15 protein-coding genes are annotated in these 19,336 nt (G+C 36.2%); 10 read left to right on the forward strand and 5 right to left on the reverse strand.

Features of this window, described 5'->3' with window-relative positions:
- Positions 1–978 precede the first annotated feature (978 nt).
- Both recA and alaS read left to right on the forward strand, forming a co-directional pair.
- A complete protein-coding gene (recA, locus tag ACFIJS_RS03055) occupies positions 979–2,022 on the forward strand; it encodes a recombinase RecA (RefSeq protein ID WP_375624053.1) in 1,044 nt (347 codons plus the stop codon).
- A 205-nt stretch (positions 2,023–2,227) separates the two neighbouring features.
- Positions 2,228–4,894, forward strand: a complete 2,667-nt coding sequence (gene alaS / locus ACFIJS_RS03060; RefSeq protein ID WP_375649821.1) for an alanine--tRNA ligase — start codon at positions 2,228–2,230, stop codon at positions 4,892–4,894.
- Positions 4,895–6,107: 1,213 nt separating this feature from the next.
- Here alaS and ACFIJS_RS03065 read toward each other — a convergent pair.
- Positions 6,108–7,889, reverse strand: a complete 1,782-nt coding sequence (locus tag ACFIJS_RS03065) for a glucan ABC transporter ATP-binding protein/ permease (RefSeq protein ID WP_375649824.1) — start codon at positions 7,887–7,889, stop codon at positions 6,108–6,110.
- A gap of 206 nt (positions 7,890–8,095) precedes the next feature.
- Here ACFIJS_RS03065 and ACFIJS_RS03070 point away from each other — a divergent pair, with 206 nt between their 5' ends.
- The 4 genes from ACFIJS_RS03070 to ACFIJS_RS03085 all read left to right on the forward strand — a co-directional run bounded on the left by ACFIJS_RS03070 (position 8,096) and on the right by ACFIJS_RS03085 (position 10,383).
- A complete protein-coding gene (locus ACFIJS_RS03070; RefSeq protein WP_375649826.1) occupies positions 8,096–9,079 on the forward strand; it encodes an RluA family pseudouridine synthase in 984 nt (327 codons plus the stop codon).
- A 480-nt stretch (positions 9,080–9,559) separates the two neighbouring features.
- Positions 9,560–9,781 (forward strand): ATP-binding cassette domain-containing protein, encoded by a 222-nt coding sequence (locus tag ACFIJS_RS03075; protein ID WP_375649828.1) that lies wholly within the window; start codon positions 9,560–9,562, stop codon positions 9,779–9,781.
- Positions 9,782–9,909: 128 nt separating this feature from the next.
- Positions 9,910–10,050 (forward strand): hypothetical protein, encoded by a 141-nt coding sequence (locus tag ACFIJS_RS03080; protein WP_375649984.1) that lies wholly within the window; start codon positions 9,910–9,912, stop codon positions 10,048–10,050.
- Between the two features lie 114 nt (positions 10,051–10,164).
- Entirely contained in the window at positions 10,165–10,383 is a 219-nt protein-coding gene (locus tag ACFIJS_RS03085) for a hypothetical protein (protein WP_375649832.1), read from the forward strand.
- A gap of 419 nt (positions 10,384–10,802) precedes the next feature.
- Here ACFIJS_RS03085 and ACFIJS_RS03090 read toward each other — a convergent pair whose 3' ends face one another.
- Positions 10,803–11,039: a hypothetical protein gene (locus tag ACFIJS_RS03090; RefSeq protein WP_375649834.1), complete on the reverse strand. Its 237-nt coding sequence runs from the start codon at positions 11,037–11,039 to the stop codon at positions 10,803–10,805.
- A 445-nt stretch (positions 11,040–11,484) separates the two neighbouring features.
- On the opposite strand from ACFIJS_RS03090, the gene ACFIJS_RS03095 reads away from it, so the two are divergent.
- From ACFIJS_RS03095 to ACFIJS_RS03105, 3 genes are all read left to right on the forward strand, one after another.
- Entirely contained in the window at positions 11,485–11,961 is a 477-nt protein-coding gene (locus ACFIJS_RS03095) for a hypothetical protein (RefSeq protein ID WP_375649837.1), read from the forward strand.
- A 698-nt stretch (positions 11,962–12,659) separates the two neighbouring features.
- Complete coding sequence (locus ACFIJS_RS03100) at positions 12,660–13,019, forward strand: hypothetical protein (protein WP_375649986.1); 360 nt, start codon at positions 12,660–12,662, stop codon at positions 13,017–13,019.
- A 524-nt stretch (positions 13,020–13,543) separates the two neighbouring features.
- Positions 13,544–13,909, forward strand: a complete 366-nt coding sequence (locus ACFIJS_RS03105; protein WP_015856546.1) for a response regulator — start codon at positions 13,544–13,546, stop codon at positions 13,907–13,909.
- 306 nt (positions 13,910–14,215) lie between these two features.
- On the opposite strand, the gene rpsI is transcribed toward ACFIJS_RS03105, so the two are convergent.
- Positions 14,216–14,701 carry a 30S ribosomal protein S9 gene (gene rpsI / locus ACFIJS_RS03110; protein WP_375649840.1) on the reverse strand — a complete coding sequence of 162 codons (486 nt, stop codon included), beginning with the start codon at positions 14,699–14,701 and terminating at the stop codon, positions 14,216–14,218.
- A 2-nt stretch (positions 14,702–14,703) separates the two neighbouring features.
- Positions 14,704–15,168 carry a 50S ribosomal protein L13 gene (gene rplM / locus ACFIJS_RS03115; protein ID WP_015856544.1) on the reverse strand — a complete coding sequence of 155 codons (465 nt, stop codon included), beginning with the start codon at positions 15,166–15,168 and terminating at the stop codon, positions 14,704–14,706.
- A gap of 298 nt (positions 15,169–15,466) precedes the next feature.
- On the opposite strand from rplM, the gene recJ reads away from it, so the two are divergent.
- Entirely contained in the window at positions 15,467–17,251 is a 1,785-nt protein-coding gene (recJ, locus tag ACFIJS_RS03120; RefSeq protein ID WP_375649842.1) for a single-stranded-DNA-specific exonuclease RecJ, read from the forward strand.
- Positions 17,252–17,268: 17 nt separating this feature from the next.
- On the opposite strand, the gene parE is transcribed toward recJ, so the two are convergent.
- Positions 17,269–19,335, reverse strand: a complete 2,067-nt coding sequence (parE, locus tag ACFIJS_RS03125; RefSeq protein ID WP_375649845.1) for a DNA topoisomerase IV subunit B — start codon at positions 19,333–19,335, stop codon at positions 17,269–17,271.
- Position 19,336: the final 1 nt, after the last annotated feature.

The raw sequence follows: 19,336 nt of genomic DNA on the forward strand, positions 1-19,336 counted from the left end.
GTTGAAATACATTTTTTATTGATCTTGGGTTTATTTTTTATCTCTTATGTTATTTTATGAGCAATTTAGCTTATGTTTTTAACATTTATTGCATTGCTCGTAGAGATTTTTTTGATATCTTAAAAAATGCATATTTTTTTATCCAATTTAAATGTGTCATTCAATTTTTAAACTGCTTTATTTTTGTGGTTTTTATTAAATAATATATTGATTTTAATGATAATTCACTTTTTGTAAGTTGAATGCCAGTCCCAAATACCGTAAATTTCATTCATTCCAAGCCTGTTATTTTTATTTGTTGAATCAATTAAATTATTCGCTTGTATGTTACAAGCAGGATTAGCGTAAAACTGTACAAGAAAGAACTAAAAATTCCTCTTGTGAATCGTCTTAAGTACCGAGAGCTGTCGCAACATTGGGGAATGATAAATAATGCGATGGTGTCGCTCCTTCTTTAGTGTAAAGATGGTGTCGCTCAAAGGGCTTTACAGTATACTACATTCATAGGTGTTGTCACGAAGTGAGTTTGGGGGAGTGTTGAGAGATGTTTCTTAAATCAAGTGCATGAATATGCAACACAATGGCGTTTTGTTCTTCGATGCAATAGGGTATGAGGTTGATTGATGATGCGTTTTTGTGTGATCAACAGCAGGAGAACTCTTAGTCTCTTAAGTGCTTAATCAAAGGGATAAGCAGAAGGACTGTAGAACATTGTGTTTAAATTTAAATTGTTCCTTTTCTAGAGAGATATAAATATGTTAACTATGCTCTCATAGGGTATTATTTATTGGAGTTTATTTTGTGTCGTAAGATAAGCAATATCAATTCTTTATTGTGATGGTCATGAATGTATGGACATAATGCGGAGATAGGAATGGGAATAGTCTGTGAAAATCTAAACTCAAGCCTTTAGTTAAATTAAAAGTACAGTGTACACTTAAGTTTTAGGTTATTATGAATCGATCAAGGATATACATCGTGGATAAAACAAAAGCTCTCGATGCTGCTCTCTCACAAATTGAACGTTCTTTTGGTAAAGGCTCGATTATGCGTCTTGGGCAAAAAGAGCAGGTTGTTGAAATTGAAACAGTTCCAACAGGGTCATTATCCTTGGATATTGCTTTAGGGATTGGTGGATTACCCAAGGGGCGTATTGTTGAGATTTATGGACCAGAAAGTTCTGGAAAAACAACATTAGCTCTACACGCTATTGCTGAAGCACAGAAAGGGGGTGGGATTTGTGCTTTTATTGATGCAGAGCATGCGCTTGATCCTATTTATGCGCGTAAGCTTGGTGTTGATCTAGAAAATTTGTTCATTTCTCAGCCAGATACCGGTGAACAGGCATTAGAAATTACAGAAACGTTGGTTCGTTCTGGTGCGGTTGATGTGCTTGTTGTGGATTCTGTCGCAGCTTTAACACCGCGAGCAGAAATTGACGGTGAAATGGGTGATGCTTTGCCCGGATTGCAAGCTCGGTTAATGAGTAAAGCGTTACGAAAATTAACAGCAGCAATTTTTCGCTCTAACTGTATGGTTGTCTTTATTAATCAAATTCGCATGAAAATCGGTGTAATGTTTGGTTCTCCCGAAACGACAACAGGTGGAAACGCTTTAAAGTTTTATGCTTCTGTTCGTTTAGATATTCGCCGCATTGGATCGATAAAAGATAGGGATGCAATCGTTGGTAATCAGACGCGTGTTAAAGTGGTGAAGAATAAACTAGCGCCTCCATTCAAACAGGTTGAGTTTGATATTATTTATGGTGAAGGTATTTCCAAAGTAGGTGAATTGATTGATTTGGGTGTCAAGGTTGGTATTGTGGAAAAATCTGGTGCATGGTTTTCTTATAATTCTCAGCGTTTAGGACAGGGGCGTGAGAATGCAAAGCAGTTTTTACGTGAACATGCGGAAATAGCTACAGAGATTGAAGCAGCTTTGCGTCAAAATGCTGGTTTGATTGCGATTGAATTGTTAGAAAATGCAGGGTCAGAAAATATAGAAAGTGATTCAGCTATTTAATGGAGCGTTTTTTTCGTCTATAATTTTTTCCTTTAAGATTTTTCTGTTTTTTGTTTGAGTTTTTAAATACACAGTTGTTTTTTCTCAATTTTTTAAAACAAATATTCCATTCTTTGATTAAATTGACTCCATGCGTAGCGAAGAGGATATTTAATGAGGGGGATTTTTCTTTTATGGTTTTGTGCTGTATTGAGCAGGTGTCAGTATGAATAGTGTTAATAATATTCGGTCAATATTCTTGGATTATTTTCATCGTAATGGGCATAAAGTTCTTTCTTCTAGTCCGCTTGTTCCGCGGAATGATCCTACACTTATGTTTACAAATGCAGGGATGGTGCAGTTTAAAAATGTTTTTACTGGACTTGAAAAACCTCCTTATAAGCAGGTAACAACGGCACAAAAATGTGTTCGTGCGGGTGGAAAGCATAATGATCTTGATAATGTTGGTTATACGGCGCGCCATCATACATTTTTTGAAATGCTAGGTAATTTTTCTTTCGGTGATTATTTCAAAGAAGAAGCCATTTTTTTATCATGGAATCTTTTAACGAAGGAATTTTGCCTGCCAAAAGATAAATTGTTGGTGACAGTTTACCAGAGTGATGATGTTGCTGCTGAACTGTGGCGTAGAATTTCAGGTCTTCCAGATAAAAAAATTGTCCGTATTGCGACGGCTGATAATTTTTGGTCGATGGGAGAAACAGGTCCTTGTGGGCCTTGTTCGGAGATTTTTTATGATCATGGTAATGAAATCTGGGGCGGTCCTCCTGGAAGTATGGAAGAAGATGGTGATCGCTTTATTGAGATTTGGAATCTTGTTTTTATGCAATATGAGCAGATTTCTCAGGAAGAGCGTGTTGATTTGCCTCATCCTTCTATTGATACCGGTATGGGATTAGAGCGTATTGCTGCTGTTTTACAGGGCGTTCATGATAATTATGACATTGATCTTTTTCGTGTATTAATTGCTGCATCAGAAGAAATTACAGGGATTGAGGCAAAGGGTGATTTTATTGCCAGCCATCGTGTCATTGCTGATCATCTTCGCTCATCTGCATTTTTGATTGCTGATGGTGTGCTTCCTTCTAATGAAGGAAGAGGATATGTTTTACGTCGTATTATGCGTCGTGCTATGCGTCATGCGCATCTTCTTGGTACTAAAGAGCCCTTAATGTGGAAACTTTTGCCTGTTTTAAACCGCGAAATGGGAGAAGCCTATCCTGAATTGGTGCGTGCTGAATCTTTGATTTCAGAAACTTTAAGGTTAGAAGAAATCCGTTTTCGTAAAACGCTTGAACGAGGACTGGGTTTGTTAAATGAAGCAAGTAGCGATCTTAAAGAAGGAGATCATTTAAATGGTGAAGTTGCTTTCAAGCTTCACGATACCTATGGTTTTCCGCTTGATTTAACACAGGATGTTTTGCGGTGTCGTGGAATATCTGTTGATGTTGATACCTTTGATAAAGCGATGGAACGTCAAAAAGAGGAAGCGCGTGCCAATTGGTCTGGTTCTGGGGAAGCTGTAACAGAAAAGATCTGGTTTTCTGTTCGTGATAAAGTAGGGGCTACAGAATTTTTGGGTTATGAAACAGAAACGGCTAAAGGCATTCTTACAGCTCTTGTGTGTGATGGTAAACTTGTTGATCATATTTCTTCAGGTCAGAAAGCTATGCTTGTTGTTAATCAGACACCTTTTTATGCTGAATCTGGTGGGCAAATTGGTGATAGTGGTATCATTTCTGGTGAAAATTTTATTTTTGAGGTGTATGATACCCAAAGAAAGGGTGATGGTGTTTTTATTCATATTGGGGAGGTGAAATCTGGTCAGGCATCGAGGTCTGATTGTGTAGAATTAACCGTTGATGTTGTTCGTCGTAAAAAAATTCGTGGAAATCATTCTGCTACTCATTTGTTACACGAAGCTTTACGACAAGTTTTGGGATCTCATGTTACACAAAAGGGCTCTCTTGTATCGCCAGATCGGTTGCGTTTTGATTTTTCTCATCCAAAATCCGTTTCACCAGAAGAACTGAAAAAAATAGAAGATTTAGTAAATGAGATTATTTTGCAAAATAGTAGAGTGATAACGCACCTCATGGCTGTAGATGATGCAATTTCTGAAGGTGCAATGGCATTATTTGGTGAGAAATATGGTGATGAAGTTCGCGTTGTTTCTATGGGGGAGCCAATTGAACAGCGAAGATTAAAAAAGCATTGGTCAATAGAGCTTTGTGGAGGCACACATGTGGAGCGAACAGGTGATATTGGTTTGATTCATATTTTTTCTGAAAGTTCTGTTTCAGCTGGAGTTCGGCGTATTGAAGCTTTAACAGGCAAAGAAGCACGTCTTTATCTTAGCCGCCAAGATGAACGTATTCATGAAATTGCTGATCTTTTAAAAACTTCTTCTGCTGGCGTGGAAGAACGGGTGCGAAATTTGCTTGATGATCGTCGTAAACTTGAAAAAGAATTGAATGATTTACGCAAGAAAATGATGTTGAGTGGTGGAATAACAGAAGGGAGCCAAGGTGATATTACCATCATTAATGGGCTTTCTTTTACTGGACGCGTTGTTAAGAATATTTTACCACGGGATCTTAAGGCGCTTGTTGATTCTGAGAAAAAACAAATCGGATCTGGAATTGTTGCTTTTATTAGTGTCTCGGGGGATGGAAAAGGGAGTGCTGTTGTCGGCGTTACGGATGATTTAACGGATAAGTTAAATGCTGTTGATCTCGTTCGTATTCTTTCAGCTATGCTTGGTGGTAAAGGTGGAGGTGGCCGTCCTGATATGGCGCAGGCTGGTGGTCCTGAGGGGAACAAAGCTGATGAGGCATTTGCGGCACTAAAAGATTTTCTTGAAAAAAATTAAAGAATGAAATTATTCTGGATAGGTATTGTTTACATTTTTATATTGAGGTGGCATATAAGTATCATGAATATCTGTCTGGTGTATTTCTGAAATGAAGATACAGCATAATTGGGGAAAAATACAATTGTAAAAATAAAAACAGTGTTTGTCTTTAATTATTACTTTTTTATTTGGCTTTATAGCTTCCAAGCGTTTCAGGAGTCACCGTTTTAAGACAAGATAGGTTATGCAGCACTTCATGCTTTGCTGTATATTGTTTTACTAGGAAGACTAATTATTGTGTTGCTCTTATAGATTTTTTTGAAGAAACATCTCTTTTTATGAAAGGAATAATACAAGATTTATTGCATACGATTATCCTTATAAAGTTATAAGCTGTCATTATTCTATTAGCTTTCAAATAACTAAAACCCCTTTCCTTGAAAATGCTTATAAAAGAATTGTTGTATCTTAGAGCTATTGTATTGTTTTCATTTTGCTTGTTATGTACAAGCAAACAGTTTTTTAGTTTATCATTAAAAGGTCTTGAAAAGAATATTCTCCTATCTTTATAAGTCTTTATTTTAAGTTATAAATAATGAATTATCTATATAAATCAAACGAATATTACATAAATCTAAAGATTTAGATTAATGTCTAATTTATTATAAAACGATTGCCTTAATACATTGATTTATAATGATAATTTATCGTTTCAAATTCTGTGTATGTTAAATTAATCACAACCACTCACGGATGTCGTTGTGAAATGGGTTTAGGAGTATTGAGAAATGTTTCTAAAAAAAGCCATATGAATGTGCAAAACAACGACGTTTTGTTCTTTATGAGAGGACTATAAAAAACGTGATAAACAAAAAGCAAAGCAATACATAATATTCATTATTTAAAAGCTATTGCTTTAGTTCGTTTTGAAATTCGTAAAGCTGAGTTAAAAGAAGACGGTAAAACTGGAAGTTGTTTTTACCTTTACATCTTTATATTTTCCCTAAATGAGAGTGTATATTCGTTAATACGCACAGACATAGGGCAGTATTTTTGTCCCAATCTAGTAAAATTGCAATAGTAGAGAAAATACTAAATTGTTTTAATATCTGTCTTAAATACCTAAAATGGATTGTGGCATTTTTAGAAATCTTTTTACTTGTATCATATATAAGCACTCTTGTTATATTAAGGAGGATTTTTTTGCATAAGATTTATGAAGAGTATGTTTTTATGATGCTATGGCTTCGTGTAAGGGGATAACATTTTCTCTTTCTCTTTCTGGTGGTTTGATTGTTAAACTACTTGCCTTTAAAAATTTATAGAAACGTCCCCCTTTATCGATCAATTCTTGAAAGTTTCCTTTTTCCATTAAGTAACCATGTTCCAGAAAGAGTATCACATCAGCATTGCGCACTGTTGAGAGGCGATGTGCTATAATAAAAGTAGTGCGGTTATGGCGTATGCAATCGAGAGCATCTTTGACACGTGCTTCTGTTTCAACATCAAGAGCGCTTGTTGCTTCATCTAGAATGAGAATAGGGGCATTTTTTAAAACAGCACGTGCAATTGCTAGTCGCTGTTTTTCTCCACCTGATAATTGAGATCCTCGTTCGCCCACCATTGTGTTATAACAATCAGCTTTTTTTAGAATAAAATCGTGAGCTTCTGCTATTTTTGCTGCTTCATAAAGTTCTTCATTCGTTGCGCTCGCTTTTCCTATTAAAATATTGTCATGAATAGTACGGTTGAAAAGACTTGAGTCTTGAAATACTGTTGCTAGAGATTTGCGTAAAGATTTGCGATTGATCGAGCATATATTTATTCCATCAATGGAGATATGCCCAAAGATAGGGTCGTATACGCGTTGCAACAGATTAATCAATGTTGTTTTCCCAGCCCCTGTTGGTCCTACAATCGCAACAGTTTGTCCTGCTTTAACCTCAAAGGAAATATCAAAAACACCTTGAGAAGAATTTGGGAATTTATAGGTCACGTGATGAAATTCTATGGTGCCTTTAACATTTTTGAGGGAAGGAAGATTTTTCGGTTCGTTGATATGAAAAGTTGAATCTTCCATTTCAAAAAATTCTTGCAGTTTTGCTTGTGAGGATATTGCACAATTAATAAAATTGCTTATTTGGTCTAGACGGCTAATCATGAGTTGCGCAAATCCAACAAAAGAAACGACTTCACCTACTCGTAATTGACCTTTTGCAACAAAAAAGGCTCCAAGGAGAAGAACACAAACGATTGAAATTGTTGAAGCCATTCGATTTAAGCCACTGGCAAGCGCCCACCAATTGAGAACAGGATTTTGTGCCTTAAGCAGAGCATTTGTATGTTGATGCAGTATAGAAGTTTCTTCTTTTATTCGGTTATAACTTTGTACAATGGAAACATTAGAGATTGAATCACTGATATGTTTAAAAAGGTTGTGGTGGTAGCATTCTACAGCGGCTTGTTCGTCTTTTGTTTTTCGCATCACTAAACGTGCAATTAATACGTAGATGATGGCAAGCACAACCAAGACTATTGAAAGACGCCAATTCATATTAAACGCTGTGGGGATGAGAACCAATAAGGCGACAAGCGTTGAGAGGTGTTGGCGCATAAAATCAAGCCATATGGTTGACATGGAATCTATTGCGCGCAAAAGTGTATGGAGTGCGTTGGAAGTCCCACGTTGTTGATGCCAAATTAAAGGCATGGCAATGATACGTTCGAAAGATTCTGTTAAAACCGTTAAACGGCGTCTATGGGCTAAGCGGTCAGCACCGCGAGCAACAAGGACATAAGCAATAATATGTGAAAGTCCAAAACAAACCCAAATGGTAAGAGTAGGAATGATAGCTGATTTTTCTGAAATAGAATCAATAACGCGTCCGAATAAAATAGGTTCTGCAATGGTGATAATAGCTAACATAACATTAGCGGTACAGATTAAAAGGGATGCATTTTTTTCTCTATTTAGGTAAGTGAGAACACGTGCATAGGTTTTGAATAAGGACACAGTTAATTACCTCCATTCGCTATTAAGCGTAAAGGCTGTTGATTTTTATAACGCTTAGTTTTTAGCTAATAAAATTTGGATGTTAAGAAAAGGCAATTTTGGATACTAACTGTAATATGGTGTGATAAAGCCAACTAAAATATGAATTTTTGTGTTTATAAAGGCGCAAAAATAGCTCAATAAAATTATCAGGTAAGGGAATTTTCATGGTAGGTATAGAAATAAAAAAAGTTGAGGCAGATGAAAATGGAATGCGTTTAGATCGCTGGTTTAAAGTGTATTACCCAGGACTTGGTTTTGGAGCTTTGCAAAAATTGTTGCGTTCTGGTCAGATACGGGTTGATGGCGGACGTGTGAAAGCCGATACGCGTCTTTGTATGGGGCAAGCTGTTCGTATTCCACCTCTCCCTATTAATGACAAGGAAAATCTTTCAATAACGGATAAAACACTTCGTGGGCAGGATGATGGAACCGTTTTAAAAAAAATGCTGCTTTATGAAGACCCAAAGGTATTTGTTTTTAATAAACCAGCTGGGTTGGCTGTACAAGGAGGCTCTGGTTTAACACGTCATATGGATAGTATGCTTGAGGTATGGCGCAATAAAAAAGGTGAAAAGCCGCGTTTAGTTCATCGTCTTGATCGTGAGACGTCGGGTGTCCTTATTGTTGCGCGATCAAGGGGAGCTGCTCAGTCCTTAACAGCTGCTTTTAGAGCGCGAGAAACAAAAAAGATTTATTGGGCGTTGATTCGGGGCGTGCCTAAAAAAAAGCAGGACAAAATTTCAACGTGGATGGTTAAGGAAATGACTGCACAAGGTGACAAAATGCGCGTTTGTGAACATGGGGAGCCAGATTCACATCATGCGGTTTCCTACTATCGCGTTTTAGATACGCGAGGGCGGGCTCTTTCGTGGCTTGAAATGGAACCCTATACAGGGAGAACACATCAGCTTCGTGTGCATGCTGCCTATATGGATCATCCTATCATTGGCGATACAAAGTATTTTTTTTCTGATAGTAATTGGACATTACCAGGAGGAATTCAAAACCGTCTTCATCTTCATGCACGTCGTATTCGTATTCCTCATCCTTCAGGAGGAATATTGGATATTGTTGCACCTTTACCACCTCATATGGTCCAAAGTTTTAATCTTTTGTCTTTTAATGAGAGTGATGCTGAAACAGAATAAAGAAACTTCATTTGTTCTTTTTGATTGATACAAACTTTGTCTATCAATTTGATAAGATGAATAGGGCATCATTTGAAGAAAATTTTTGATAAGTAAATCTCTATGAAAAAATTGTGTTTTTGAGTGATGAAATTTTCGAATATCATAAGTTTTTTCTACAGCTCTTTATCCATATAGATTGTATTGTTATTTTTGGATATGGCGTGTTATTTAATAATCTGGACTGATGAAGCTGCTCCTTTGAATTATCTACAGAGGTCGGGGGGCGTGTCTGTTGAGGGAGACGAGTTAGATAAAATCTGAAGGATATTTACTAAAATAGTGAAGGCAATTTTAATTTTTTCATGGGGGAATAATTGAGGCATTTTATAGTAATGCTTAGGAAAAGTAGCCTCTCAAAAATATATTGCAATATTGATAGAGGAATTGGTTTTAAAAACAAGGTGATTTCTCTCTTCAAGCTGGTTCATACAAATCATCATGTGTTTAAAAGATATGAGTTTCACCCTCTTTTTAGGGCAATCATTAGCAATTCGTGGCCCTAACGGAGCGGGTAAATCGACACTGATTAAAATATTTTCTGGGATACAATATGCTGATGAGGGATGTGTTAAAGTTCTTGGTGTTGATCCTTATAAAGCGAAGAAAGATCTGTTCAAATCTTTGGGTGTGGTCGTTGGTCACAAGAATTGTTTATGGTGAGATTTACCCTTACGTTACAGTCTGGATATGGTTCAACCATATGGTCTTGAATGTGCCTTTTCCCCGTGATTTTAAAGAGATCACTGAGTTTCTGGGGTCTTGAGCATATTATGGATAAGCCAGTGCGGATGCTTAGTCTGGGTGAGAGAGTGAAAAGCGAATTGGCATTTAATCTCTCTTTTAGACCTAAACTGTTGTTCCTCGATGAGCCAAGTATTGGTCTTGATATTACATCTAAGCATGAAATCAGAGAGCTTCTTAAAAACTGAAAAAAGAGAGCGGTACTGGATACGTCGATGATATTATTCTCTTGACATAAGGGAAATAAACAGTTTCATGGTAACCTTCACGCGCTTTAAAATATCATTCCTTCTTTGGTGAGAATGACCATTTTTTGTGAACATTTGGCTGCACCTTCAGCTGTTGTAGAAAAAATTGATGAGATTGCGTTGAAATTATCTACTCTTTTAAAAGATAAGCACTTTAACGCTGAAGAATGCTCGCTGGAGGTTTCGCTGTCCCGTGAGGATTTTGCGCGTTTTGTACGCGAAATTACAACCGAACTGAACTGTACGTTCTCTGTTATCTACTCCCTCGCTTGAAGAGATGCTCCGTGTTAAATTGAAAGAATTTATCTAACCACTGCTTTGGTGTGTTTCTTTTTGCCAAGAATTGATTACTCACAGTTCTAAGTTATAGAGCAGTGTTTTTTACCGATATTATCATTGGGATACTTTCGCCATTTGTTATTCAACTTCTATTATGGAATGCACTGTTCTTTGATACGGGCAATACCATAAATGGCTTTAGCTTTATGATATGATGCATTATTATGCTTTTGCTTTAGTCCTAGGACGCTTAAATAATGTTTATAATGTGATTAAATTTTTCTCTCATCATGTTAAAGAAGGTCAATTAGAAGTATATCTCACAAAGCTCTTCAGTTATATGACACAAATGCTTTTTACTTTTTTAGGGGAGAGTGTATTATATGGCATCCCGTTATTGGCTCTTTTTGTTGTTAAGCTTGTTTTATCCTATGAAATATTCTGGGATTGGTTATCGCTTTTCTATTCTTTTTTCTCATTGCTATTCTATCACAATTGCTTTGTCTTTTACTCTCTTTTGGAATTGCCTTATTAAGCTTTTGGGTGATTGAGTACAATATATTACTCTCTTTCAGTATTCTTGGTTCGGCGCTTTGGGGGAGTGTTCTTTTACCACCATCTTTTTGGCTGGTGTGGTTTATTCCGCTCATGCAATTTAATCCTTATCGTTTCATGATATTAGCTCCTGCCGAGTTTTTCGCGACGCAAAATTTAGCGTTGTTTTAGCAGTTTATTTTTGGAAGTTTTGCTTATATTTTGTGTCTTTTATTCTTAATTTATATTGCTTGGAATAAAGGAATGAAAGCATATAATGGAGCGGGTGGTTGAGATGAAAATAATCCTTTATTTTATCAGCCTAAATATCTGCCGACAGATTGTTTACGGTAAGAATTTGGCTAGGGAGTTTATTCTTTCTCTATGCTATTTTATTTAATTCATATTTATTGATAGAATATTTTTTTCAGGAAAGATCGGTAACTATAGCAGAGATGAAATCCATTTTATCTTTGTTGTTTTTGTTTTACTTAGAATATTTTTACTAATTCTATTGAAACGTTTTTTGAAAAAGTAGCTGATGGTAAAATTGAGCCATACTTGATAAAGCCTGTTTCAATCTGGTTGTTGATGTTGTTTGGTTGGTGTAACCCAATTAATCTGATCAAACTCTTTGTTCTTTATGTGAGTGCCTATTTATTTGTATCATTACCGAATATATCCGATTTTAAGCTAAGATGGATCTCTTTTATTGTTGCAATATTTTGTGTTTTTATCGTCAATATTTTTTTCATGATGTTTAATTTTGTAACATTTATTATTAGCTGTAAGATGCTTATCGAATATTTTCATGAAATGATTTACGAGCTTTCATTTGTATCAATAGGAATTTATCCTTCAAGCATCGTAAAATGGCGTTTGTTTATGCTTCCCATGGCTTTTTCTGCTTCTTTGCCCGTTTCACTGTTATTTGGTAAAAATGAATGGAATATTGGATCTTTTCTGTTGAGCGCTTTTCTTTTTATTGTCATGACTTTTATAAGTTATAAGAAACAATTCATAAATTTAATAGGTTAGGGGATGATATAAAAGTCAGAAAGTTATAATCGTAGAAGACAATGAACTTTATTGAAATTATTCTGCGTTCTTGTAGAAACGAATGGCTGTGAAATCGTTGAAATGTGTAATGGCCTTATGGCATTGCATTAGATTTGGCGCGTTCACCAAAGTTATTCCTTATCTTATCTAATTTAGCTTTTTTAATCAAAGAGCCAAGCTGGTTCTGACGCTAATTTTTTGCTGGGGAAGCTATTTCTTCTCAATCTATAATAAGGCAAAATTATTTTATCAGAATAAGATATTTTTTCTGTAAATTTTAAAAATAATTATCTTAATATATTATAAAAAAATAAAAAACACTACGTATAACTAAAAAAACACAGTGATATTTTTTATACTATAATATCTAATAATATTTATGACAATAAAGATAAAAATAATACAAAATTTTAATTAATAATTTTATTTTAATATGTTTTTACCATTAAATTATACAATTTTAAAACACAAATAAAATAATTGACAATCTTAAAATAAACATGTAACGGATATATTGTAAATGTAATATAATATAAAATTATTAATTAAAATTTTGTATTATATTTTTTTATGATCATAAGATAAATATAATTTATCGATAGATGATGTAATGTTTTATATTTGGAGGGGACAGTAAAGAAAATTTATTTTATTAAACATTGTAATAGGTGGTTATGATGAAAATATTTAAGCATTGTGTATTATGTGTAATTGCAGTAGCTATTTTCTTTTCACAGATTTTAGGAGTCAATGCCGATTCTTTAAATGGTAGATTTCAAAATGCTGGTTTCATTTCTGTAATGACACAGGAAAATAGAGTTATTAAAGCTGTTGATATGATTATTAGCCAATTTGGAGGCCAAGGGGCTGAGAAAAATGTCCAAAAAGTCGCGATTTTAATGGGGATAGAGACATTAATTTTTGGTTTAGTCGCATATCTTGTATATTTCTTTACTAGAACGCCATCATGTCCTGAAAGAACGACAGGTGGAAGAATGTTTGATGCTCTTGCTCATAGCGCATGGGCTTTGAATTAAAAGATATTTTACTTGATGAACTTTGAATTTTTCTGTTTTTGAATATTTCATATAAATAAACCGTTATATTTAATCACGGTTTATTTATATCTTATTCTTAATGATATTGATAAGTTTATCCTTAAGATATTTTTTGGGGGATGGCGGTATATGGCATATTAAATTTTTAACTAATCAGCTATTTTAGAGGCTACTTAAATTTTCCCTCTTCAAGATACGCATTTGAGCTAAGTTTGTGGTTGATATTTTTTCTATGATGAAAACGCGAATGCATTAATTGAGATATCCATAAACTTTGTATATCAACTCAAAAAATACACGGTAACACAATTTACGACTATTGTGGGTTTCATTTTTATGAAGTGAAAAAGCATAGTGATGAGTATTACAAATGTTTGCGTAAAAAGCCTTTATTGGAAGCTTTTAGTCTCTTTGTGGTTTACAATTTTTTTTATCATTTTATCTTAAACAAAGAGAATGTAGATTCATTTCTATTTTGTCTAAGAAGGATGGAAGTTATACTAATGTCAAAAAAAGTCATGATCGTGGAAGATAATGAGCTTAATATGAAGCTATTCCGTGATCTCGTAGAAGCGAGTGGCTATGAAACCATTGAAACGCGGAATGGTCTTATGGCATTAGATTTGGCGCGTTCATCAATGCCATCTCTTATCCTTGTGGATATCCAGTTGCCAGAGGTTTCTGGAATAGATGTTATTAAACAATTAAAAGAAGATGAAGAACTAAGATCGATTCCCGTTGTTGCTGTAACAGCCTTTGCTATGAAAGGGGATGAAGAACGAATTCGTGCAAGTGGATGTGAAGAATATATGTCAAAACCTATTTCTGTCCCGCATTTTATCACAATGGTAAAGCATTTTTTGGACTGAAGCTTGTTAAGTGATGATAGAAAAAGGCATTGAAAAGCTTATGAGATAACTAAAGTTATATTACAGATATTTTTGTATTCTAGCACGTGGATATGTCTATTAGCAGAATACAAGTTTTAAAAAATTGAAACTGAGGTTTTGCATTTTTTGATCTATTTTTTAGCTCTTGTCTAAGGAGACGCGGTTGTTTTGTATTCTTGTTTTTTTCTAACAGATATAAATTTTTCTCTACGAAACGTCTGTTTTAGCAGTTTAAAAAAAGCCCCGTTTTTGTCCGAGGCTTTATGCATTGTACAAAAATTGAAATTAACGCTTTGAGAATTGGAAAGAACGACGTGCTTTTGCTTTACCGTATTTTTTACGTTCAACAACACGGCTATCACGGGTAAGAAACCCCCCTTTTTTCAAGATTGAGCGAAGTTCTGGTTCGTAATAGGTTAAAGCTTTGGAAATGCCATGGCGTACTGCACCGGCTTGTCCGGAAAGACCACCACCTGTAACGGTTGCAATAATATCAAACTGGGTATCCCTGTTTGTTGCAACAATTGGTTGACGAAGAATCATTCTAAGAACAGGACGAGCAAAATATTTGTCAAATTCCTTATTGTTGATAGTGATTTTTCCAGAACCTGGTTTAATCCATACACGTGCAACAGCGTCTTTACGCTTTCCTGTTGCGTAAGCACGTCCTTGTGAATCAAGCTTTTGCACGTGGACAGGAACAACATTTTCATGTGTTTCTATAATACTTGTTACTATGCTAAGCTCAGAAAGAGAATTAATTTCAGCCATAATCAAGCAATCCTTTTGTTTTTGCGGTTTAAAGCACCAACGTCAAGAGATTCAGGCTGTTGTGCTTCATGTGGATGTTGGCTTCCAGCGTAAACACGTAGATTCTTCAATTGACGGCGACCAAGAGGCCCACGAGGAATCATGCGCTCTACCGCTTTTTCAATAACGCGTTCAGGAAAACGCCCCTCAAGAAGTTGACGTGCTGTACGTTGTTTGATTCCACCAATATAGCCGGTATGCCAATAATATTTTTTATCCGTATATTTTTTGCCAGTGAGAGCTATTTTATCTGCATTAATGACAATAACGTTGTCACCATCATCAACATGTGGAGTAAATGTAGCTTTATGTTTGCCACGTAAGCGGTTAGCAACAAATGTGGCAAGACGACCTAAAACAAGGTTTTCTGCGTCAATAATAACCCATTTTTTCACCACTTCAGTTGGCTTTTGTGAAAAAGTTGCCATAGAAGTATCCTTTATTAGAACCCTTTTAATATAAGGGAATTTTTATTGTTTTGCGTTGAAAATTGTTACCATAGCGAAATATTTAACGCATACTACTTTCTTTGATATAATGTCTTTAGATTGAGGTCAAGAGAAAATAAAAACTTTATAAAACAATACGTTATAATAAAGGTATTATAATACCTCACTAAAAGAAGTTTGTGGACAATTTAAACTTAAAATGAATGTTGCAAAAGACTATAATTTATCCTTAACGCATGATTGTATTTTATCGTTCTTCATTATAAAATAAGCAATAATGCAGTGGTCTCGTTATTTTCTCAATGTAAAATCTTCTGCTTGTGGTCAAGCTTGGTTAAATGCCCTTGATGTTCAAGGAATAAATAATGCGCGCGCTATTTCTCAAAAATTTGGTTTTCCAGATCAGTTAGCTCGAGTACTTTCAGCAAGAGATGTGGATGAAGCTGAGGCTGTTGCTTTTATTAATCCAACATTACGTACGCTTATGCCTGATCCAGAAAGTTTTAGGGATATGCAATGCGCTGCAGAGCGTATTATTAAGGCTCTTCTCAATCAAGAGCAGGTTGCTGTTTTTGGTGATTATGATGTTGATGGTGCTTGTTCTTCGGCACTTATCGCCCGTTTTTTTCGTTATTTTGGTATTGAAGTCAAAATTTATATTCCTGATCGTATTGTTGAAGGCTACGGTCCGAATGAACAAGCAATGAAGATGCTTGTGCAAGAAGGCGCTCGGTTAATTATCACTGTTGATTGTGGCGCAAATAGTCCAGATGCAGTAAAAGCAGCGAGGCTTGCTGGTGCTGATGTTGTGATTTTAGATCATCATCAAATGTCAGAGATTCATCAAGAAGCCGTTGCTCTTGTCAATCCTAATCGCCCTGATGATTTTTCTAAACAGGGGCATTTATGTGCGGCGGGCGTTGTTTTTGTTACATTAGCTTGGGTTCATCATTTGCTGCGGAAAAAACAATTCCCAGGGCAGCTGCCTGATCTCTTGAGTATGCTTGATCTTGTTGCATTGGCAACCATATGTGATGTCGTTCCATTACAGGGGGTTAATCGTGCTTTTGTGATAAAAGGGCTTCAAGTTGCTCGTTCTATGCATAATCTAGGAATAACAGCTTTAACAAAGGTTGCACGAATAGGAGAGCCGCTTAATAGTTTTCATTTAGGTTTTTTGTTAGGTCCTAGAATTAATGCAGGAGGGCGCATTGGTGATCAAGCTTTGGGAGCACGTTTGCTGAGCTGTGAGAATAAAGATGAAGCGGACAGAATAGCAGAACAATTAGATCGGCTTAATCAAGAACGCCAAGAAATGGAGAACATTCAATTAGCACAAGCGGAATCTTACATTACTTCTCTTTATCAAGATCAAAAAATACCATTGTCACTTGTAATTTCTCATAAAAAATGGCATCCGGGAATTATTGGTATTCTTGCTTCTCGTCTCAAAGAGCGTTTTTTTTGTCCTGTTTTTGCTATTGCTTTGAAAGAAGATGGAAATGGCGTAGGGTCGGGACGCTCAATTAATGGTATAGATTTAGGAGCACTCGTTCGTGAAGCTGTTACATTAAATTTATTAGAAAGAGGAGGGGGACATAGTATGGCAGCAGGAATTACAATTCAATCAACAAAAATTGAAATCTTTCGGAAATGGCTAGAAGAAAAAGTTTCTTTAATGGTTTCACAGTTGCGTGCAAAAAAATCTCTTAGTATAGATGGTTCTCTTTCTGCTTCTGGTGTTAATGAAGCGCTGTTTGAGTTGCTTGAAAAAGCAGGGCCATTTGGGACAGGGAATGCAACACCTGTTTTTGTTCTTCCCTCTCATCGATTGGTGAATCTATCTGAAGTTGGTAAAGGACATCTTCGCCTCGTTGTATCTAATGTTGAAGGAAAAAAACTGCAAGGAATAGCTTTTTGTGCTGTAGGGACATCGCTTGGTGATTTTCTTTTTGAAAATATTGGTGAAATGATTCATTTAGCTGGTCATCTTAGTTTGAATTATTGGAATGGAACGACCAATCCGCAACTGCGCGTCATTGACGCAGCCGCAGTTGTTTGAAAGGGATATTTTTTACATTAGATGTCTAGGTTAGAAGCAAAAGTAGAATTTTCTTGTATGAAACGAAATCGTGCTTCTGGTTTTGTTCCCATGAGACTTTCTACAGTCTTTTTCGTTTCTTGCATTTCCACGGCATCAATAGAAACACGAAGCAATGTACGTTTTTGAGGATGCATAGTCGTTTCTTTAAGTTGTTCCGCGCGCATTTCACCCAGCCCTTTAAAACGCCCGATTTCGATTTTAGCTTTTCCAGTAAATTCAGTTTTGAGCAATTCATCCTTATGGATGTCATCGCGTGCGTAAGCAACTTTTCCTCCTTGCGATATTCTATAAAGGGGAGGGACGGCGAGATATAAATGTCCCTGATGAATAAGGTCGGGCATTTCTTGAAAGAAGAAGGTAATGAGCAGTGACGCAATATGAGCACCATCAACATCAGCATCTGTCATGATGATAATACGTTCATATCTGAGATCTTTTTCACGATACTTGGAGCGTGTTCCACACCCAAGAGCGAGGATAAGATCGCTAATTGTTTGGCTTGAGTTCATTTTTTCATATGCAGCACTGGCGACATTTAAGATTTTACCACGAAGAGGTAAAATTGCTTGGTTTGCTCTATTTCTTGCTTGTTTAGCAGATCCTCCTGCTGAATCCCCTTCAACAATGAATAGTTCAGCACCCACCGCGTGGTTCTGGCTACAATCTGCAAGTTTACCGGGCAGACGTAATTTACGGACAGCAGTTTTTCGACTTATTTCTCTATCTTGGCGTCGTCTAACACGTTCTTCAGCACGTTCAATAACCCAATCAAGAAGTTTTGTTGCTTCTTGCGGGGAATTTGCTAACCAATGATCAAAAGGATCGCGGATTGCATTCTCAACGATACGCTGCGCTTCAATGGTTGCTAATCGATCTTTTGTTTGTCCAACAAATTCAGGGTTATTGATAAAGACTGAAAGTATCACAGCTGTTGAAATCATAATATCGTCAGACGTAATAATTGCTGCGCGCTTGTTTCCTATTAACTCAGCGTAGGATTTCAATCCACGCAAAAGAGCTTGACGTAATCCTATTTCATGTGTTCCGCCTTCTCCTGTAGGAATAGTATTGCAGTAAGATTGCACACAAGAATCACCACCATGCCAAGCGATAGCCCATTCAACGGAGCCATGGCCATTATTTTGTTGTGTTTTGCCAGAAAAAATTTCTGACGTTACTCGATATTCATCTTTTAGTGATGAGAGTAAATAGTCTTTAAGCCCATTGGGGAAATGAAAAACAGCTTTTTCAGGAATATTTTTTGCGCCTTCAAGTATAACGGGATCACAAGTCCAGCGAATTTTTACGCCCCCAAAAAGATAGGCTTTTGAGCATGTCATCTTATAGATTTTTTCTGGATCAAAAGCTGCTTTTTCACCAAAAATTTCACAATCAGGATGAAAACGAACGCGCGTACCACGACGATTATAAATATCTCCTAGATCTTCCAATCCAGATTGAGGAATACCGCGTGAGAAACGTTGGCGGTAAAGTTTTCGTTCTCGTGCAACTTCAACTTCCATATCATCGGAAAGAGCATTGACGACAGAAATTCCTACTCCATGAAGTCCACCTGCAGTTTGATAAGCCTTTCCATCAAATTTTCCTCCTGAGTGGAGTTGTGTCATAATAACTTCAAGAGTAGATTTTTCAGGCATTTGAGGATGATTTTCGACAGGAATACCGCGTCCATTATCTGTAACGGTTATATAACCCTTCCTATCTAATGAGACCTCAATGGAATCTGCATAACCCGCAACAGCTTCATCCATCGCGTTATCAATAATTTCGGCAAATAAATGATGAAGCGCTTTACTGTCTGTTCCACCAATATACATTCCAGGGCGTAAACGTACGGGCTCTAAACCCTCAAGCACTCGAATAGAGAGGGCATTATAGTCATCTTCTTGCGTATCTTTTGCACTTTTTTTTGAAATCATCGTTTTTGATTTCATTGGGGACTGCAGAGTGTTTTCTTTTGTATTTACCCGAGATTGAGCATTATCTAAGACACTAAAAAGATCCTTTTTGTTATCGCTCATA

It is taken from the genome of Bartonella sp. OT172YNZD (assembly GCF_042193725.1).
Classification (GTDB): domain Bacteria; phylum Pseudomonadota; class Alphaproteobacteria; order Rhizobiales; family Rhizobiaceae; genus Bartonella; species Bartonella grahamii_A.

What these genes read in the sequence shown, in the direction of transcription:
- ACFIJS_RS03080 (WP_375649984.1), top strand. Translation starts at nt 9,910, where the DNA reads ATGCTTAGTCTGGGTGAGAGAGTGAAAAGCGAATTGGCATTTAATCTC.
- ACFIJS_RS03070 (WP_375649826.1), top strand. Translation starts at nt 8,096, where the DNA reads ATGGTAGGTATAGAAATAAAAAAAGTTGAGGCAGATGAAAATGGAATG.
- ACFIJS_RS03085 (WP_375649832.1), top strand. Translation starts at nt 10,165, where the DNA reads ATGACCATTTTTTGTGAACATTTGGCTGCACCTTCAGCTGTTGTAGAA.
- recJ (WP_375649842.1), top strand. Translation starts at nt 15,467, where the DNA reads ATGCAGTGGTCTCGTTATTTTCTCAATGTAAAATCTTCTGCTTGTGGT.
- rpsI (WP_375649840.1), bottom strand. Translation starts at nt 14,701, where the DNA reads ATGGCTGAAATTAATTCTCTTTCTGAGCTTAGCATAGTAACAAGTATT.
- rplM (WP_015856544.1), bottom strand. Translation starts at nt 15,168, where the DNA reads ATGGCAACTTTTTCACAAAAGCCAACTGAAGTGGTGAAAAAATGGGTT.
- parE (WP_375649845.1), bottom strand. Translation starts at nt 19,335, where the DNA reads ATGAGCGATAACAAAAAGGATCTTTTTAGTGTCTTAGATAATGCTCAA.
- ACFIJS_RS03105 (WP_015856546.1), top strand. Translation starts at nt 13,544, where the DNA reads ATGTCAAAAAAAGTCATGATCGTGGAAGATAATGAGCTTAATATGAAG.
- ACFIJS_RS03075 (WP_375649828.1), top strand. Translation starts at nt 9,560, where the DNA reads ATGTGTTTAAAAGATATGAGTTTCACCCTCTTTTTAGGGCAATCATTA.
- ACFIJS_RS03100 (WP_375649986.1), top strand. Translation starts at nt 12,660, where the DNA reads ATGAAAATATTTAAGCATTGTGTATTATGTGTAATTGCAGTAGCTATT.
- ACFIJS_RS03090 (WP_375649834.1), bottom strand. Translation starts at nt 11,039, where the DNA reads ATGAGCGGAATAAACCACACCAGCCAAAAAGATGGTGGTAAAAGAACA.
- alaS (WP_375649821.1), top strand. Translation starts at nt 2,228, where the DNA reads ATGAATAGTGTTAATAATATTCGGTCAATATTCTTGGATTATTTTCAT.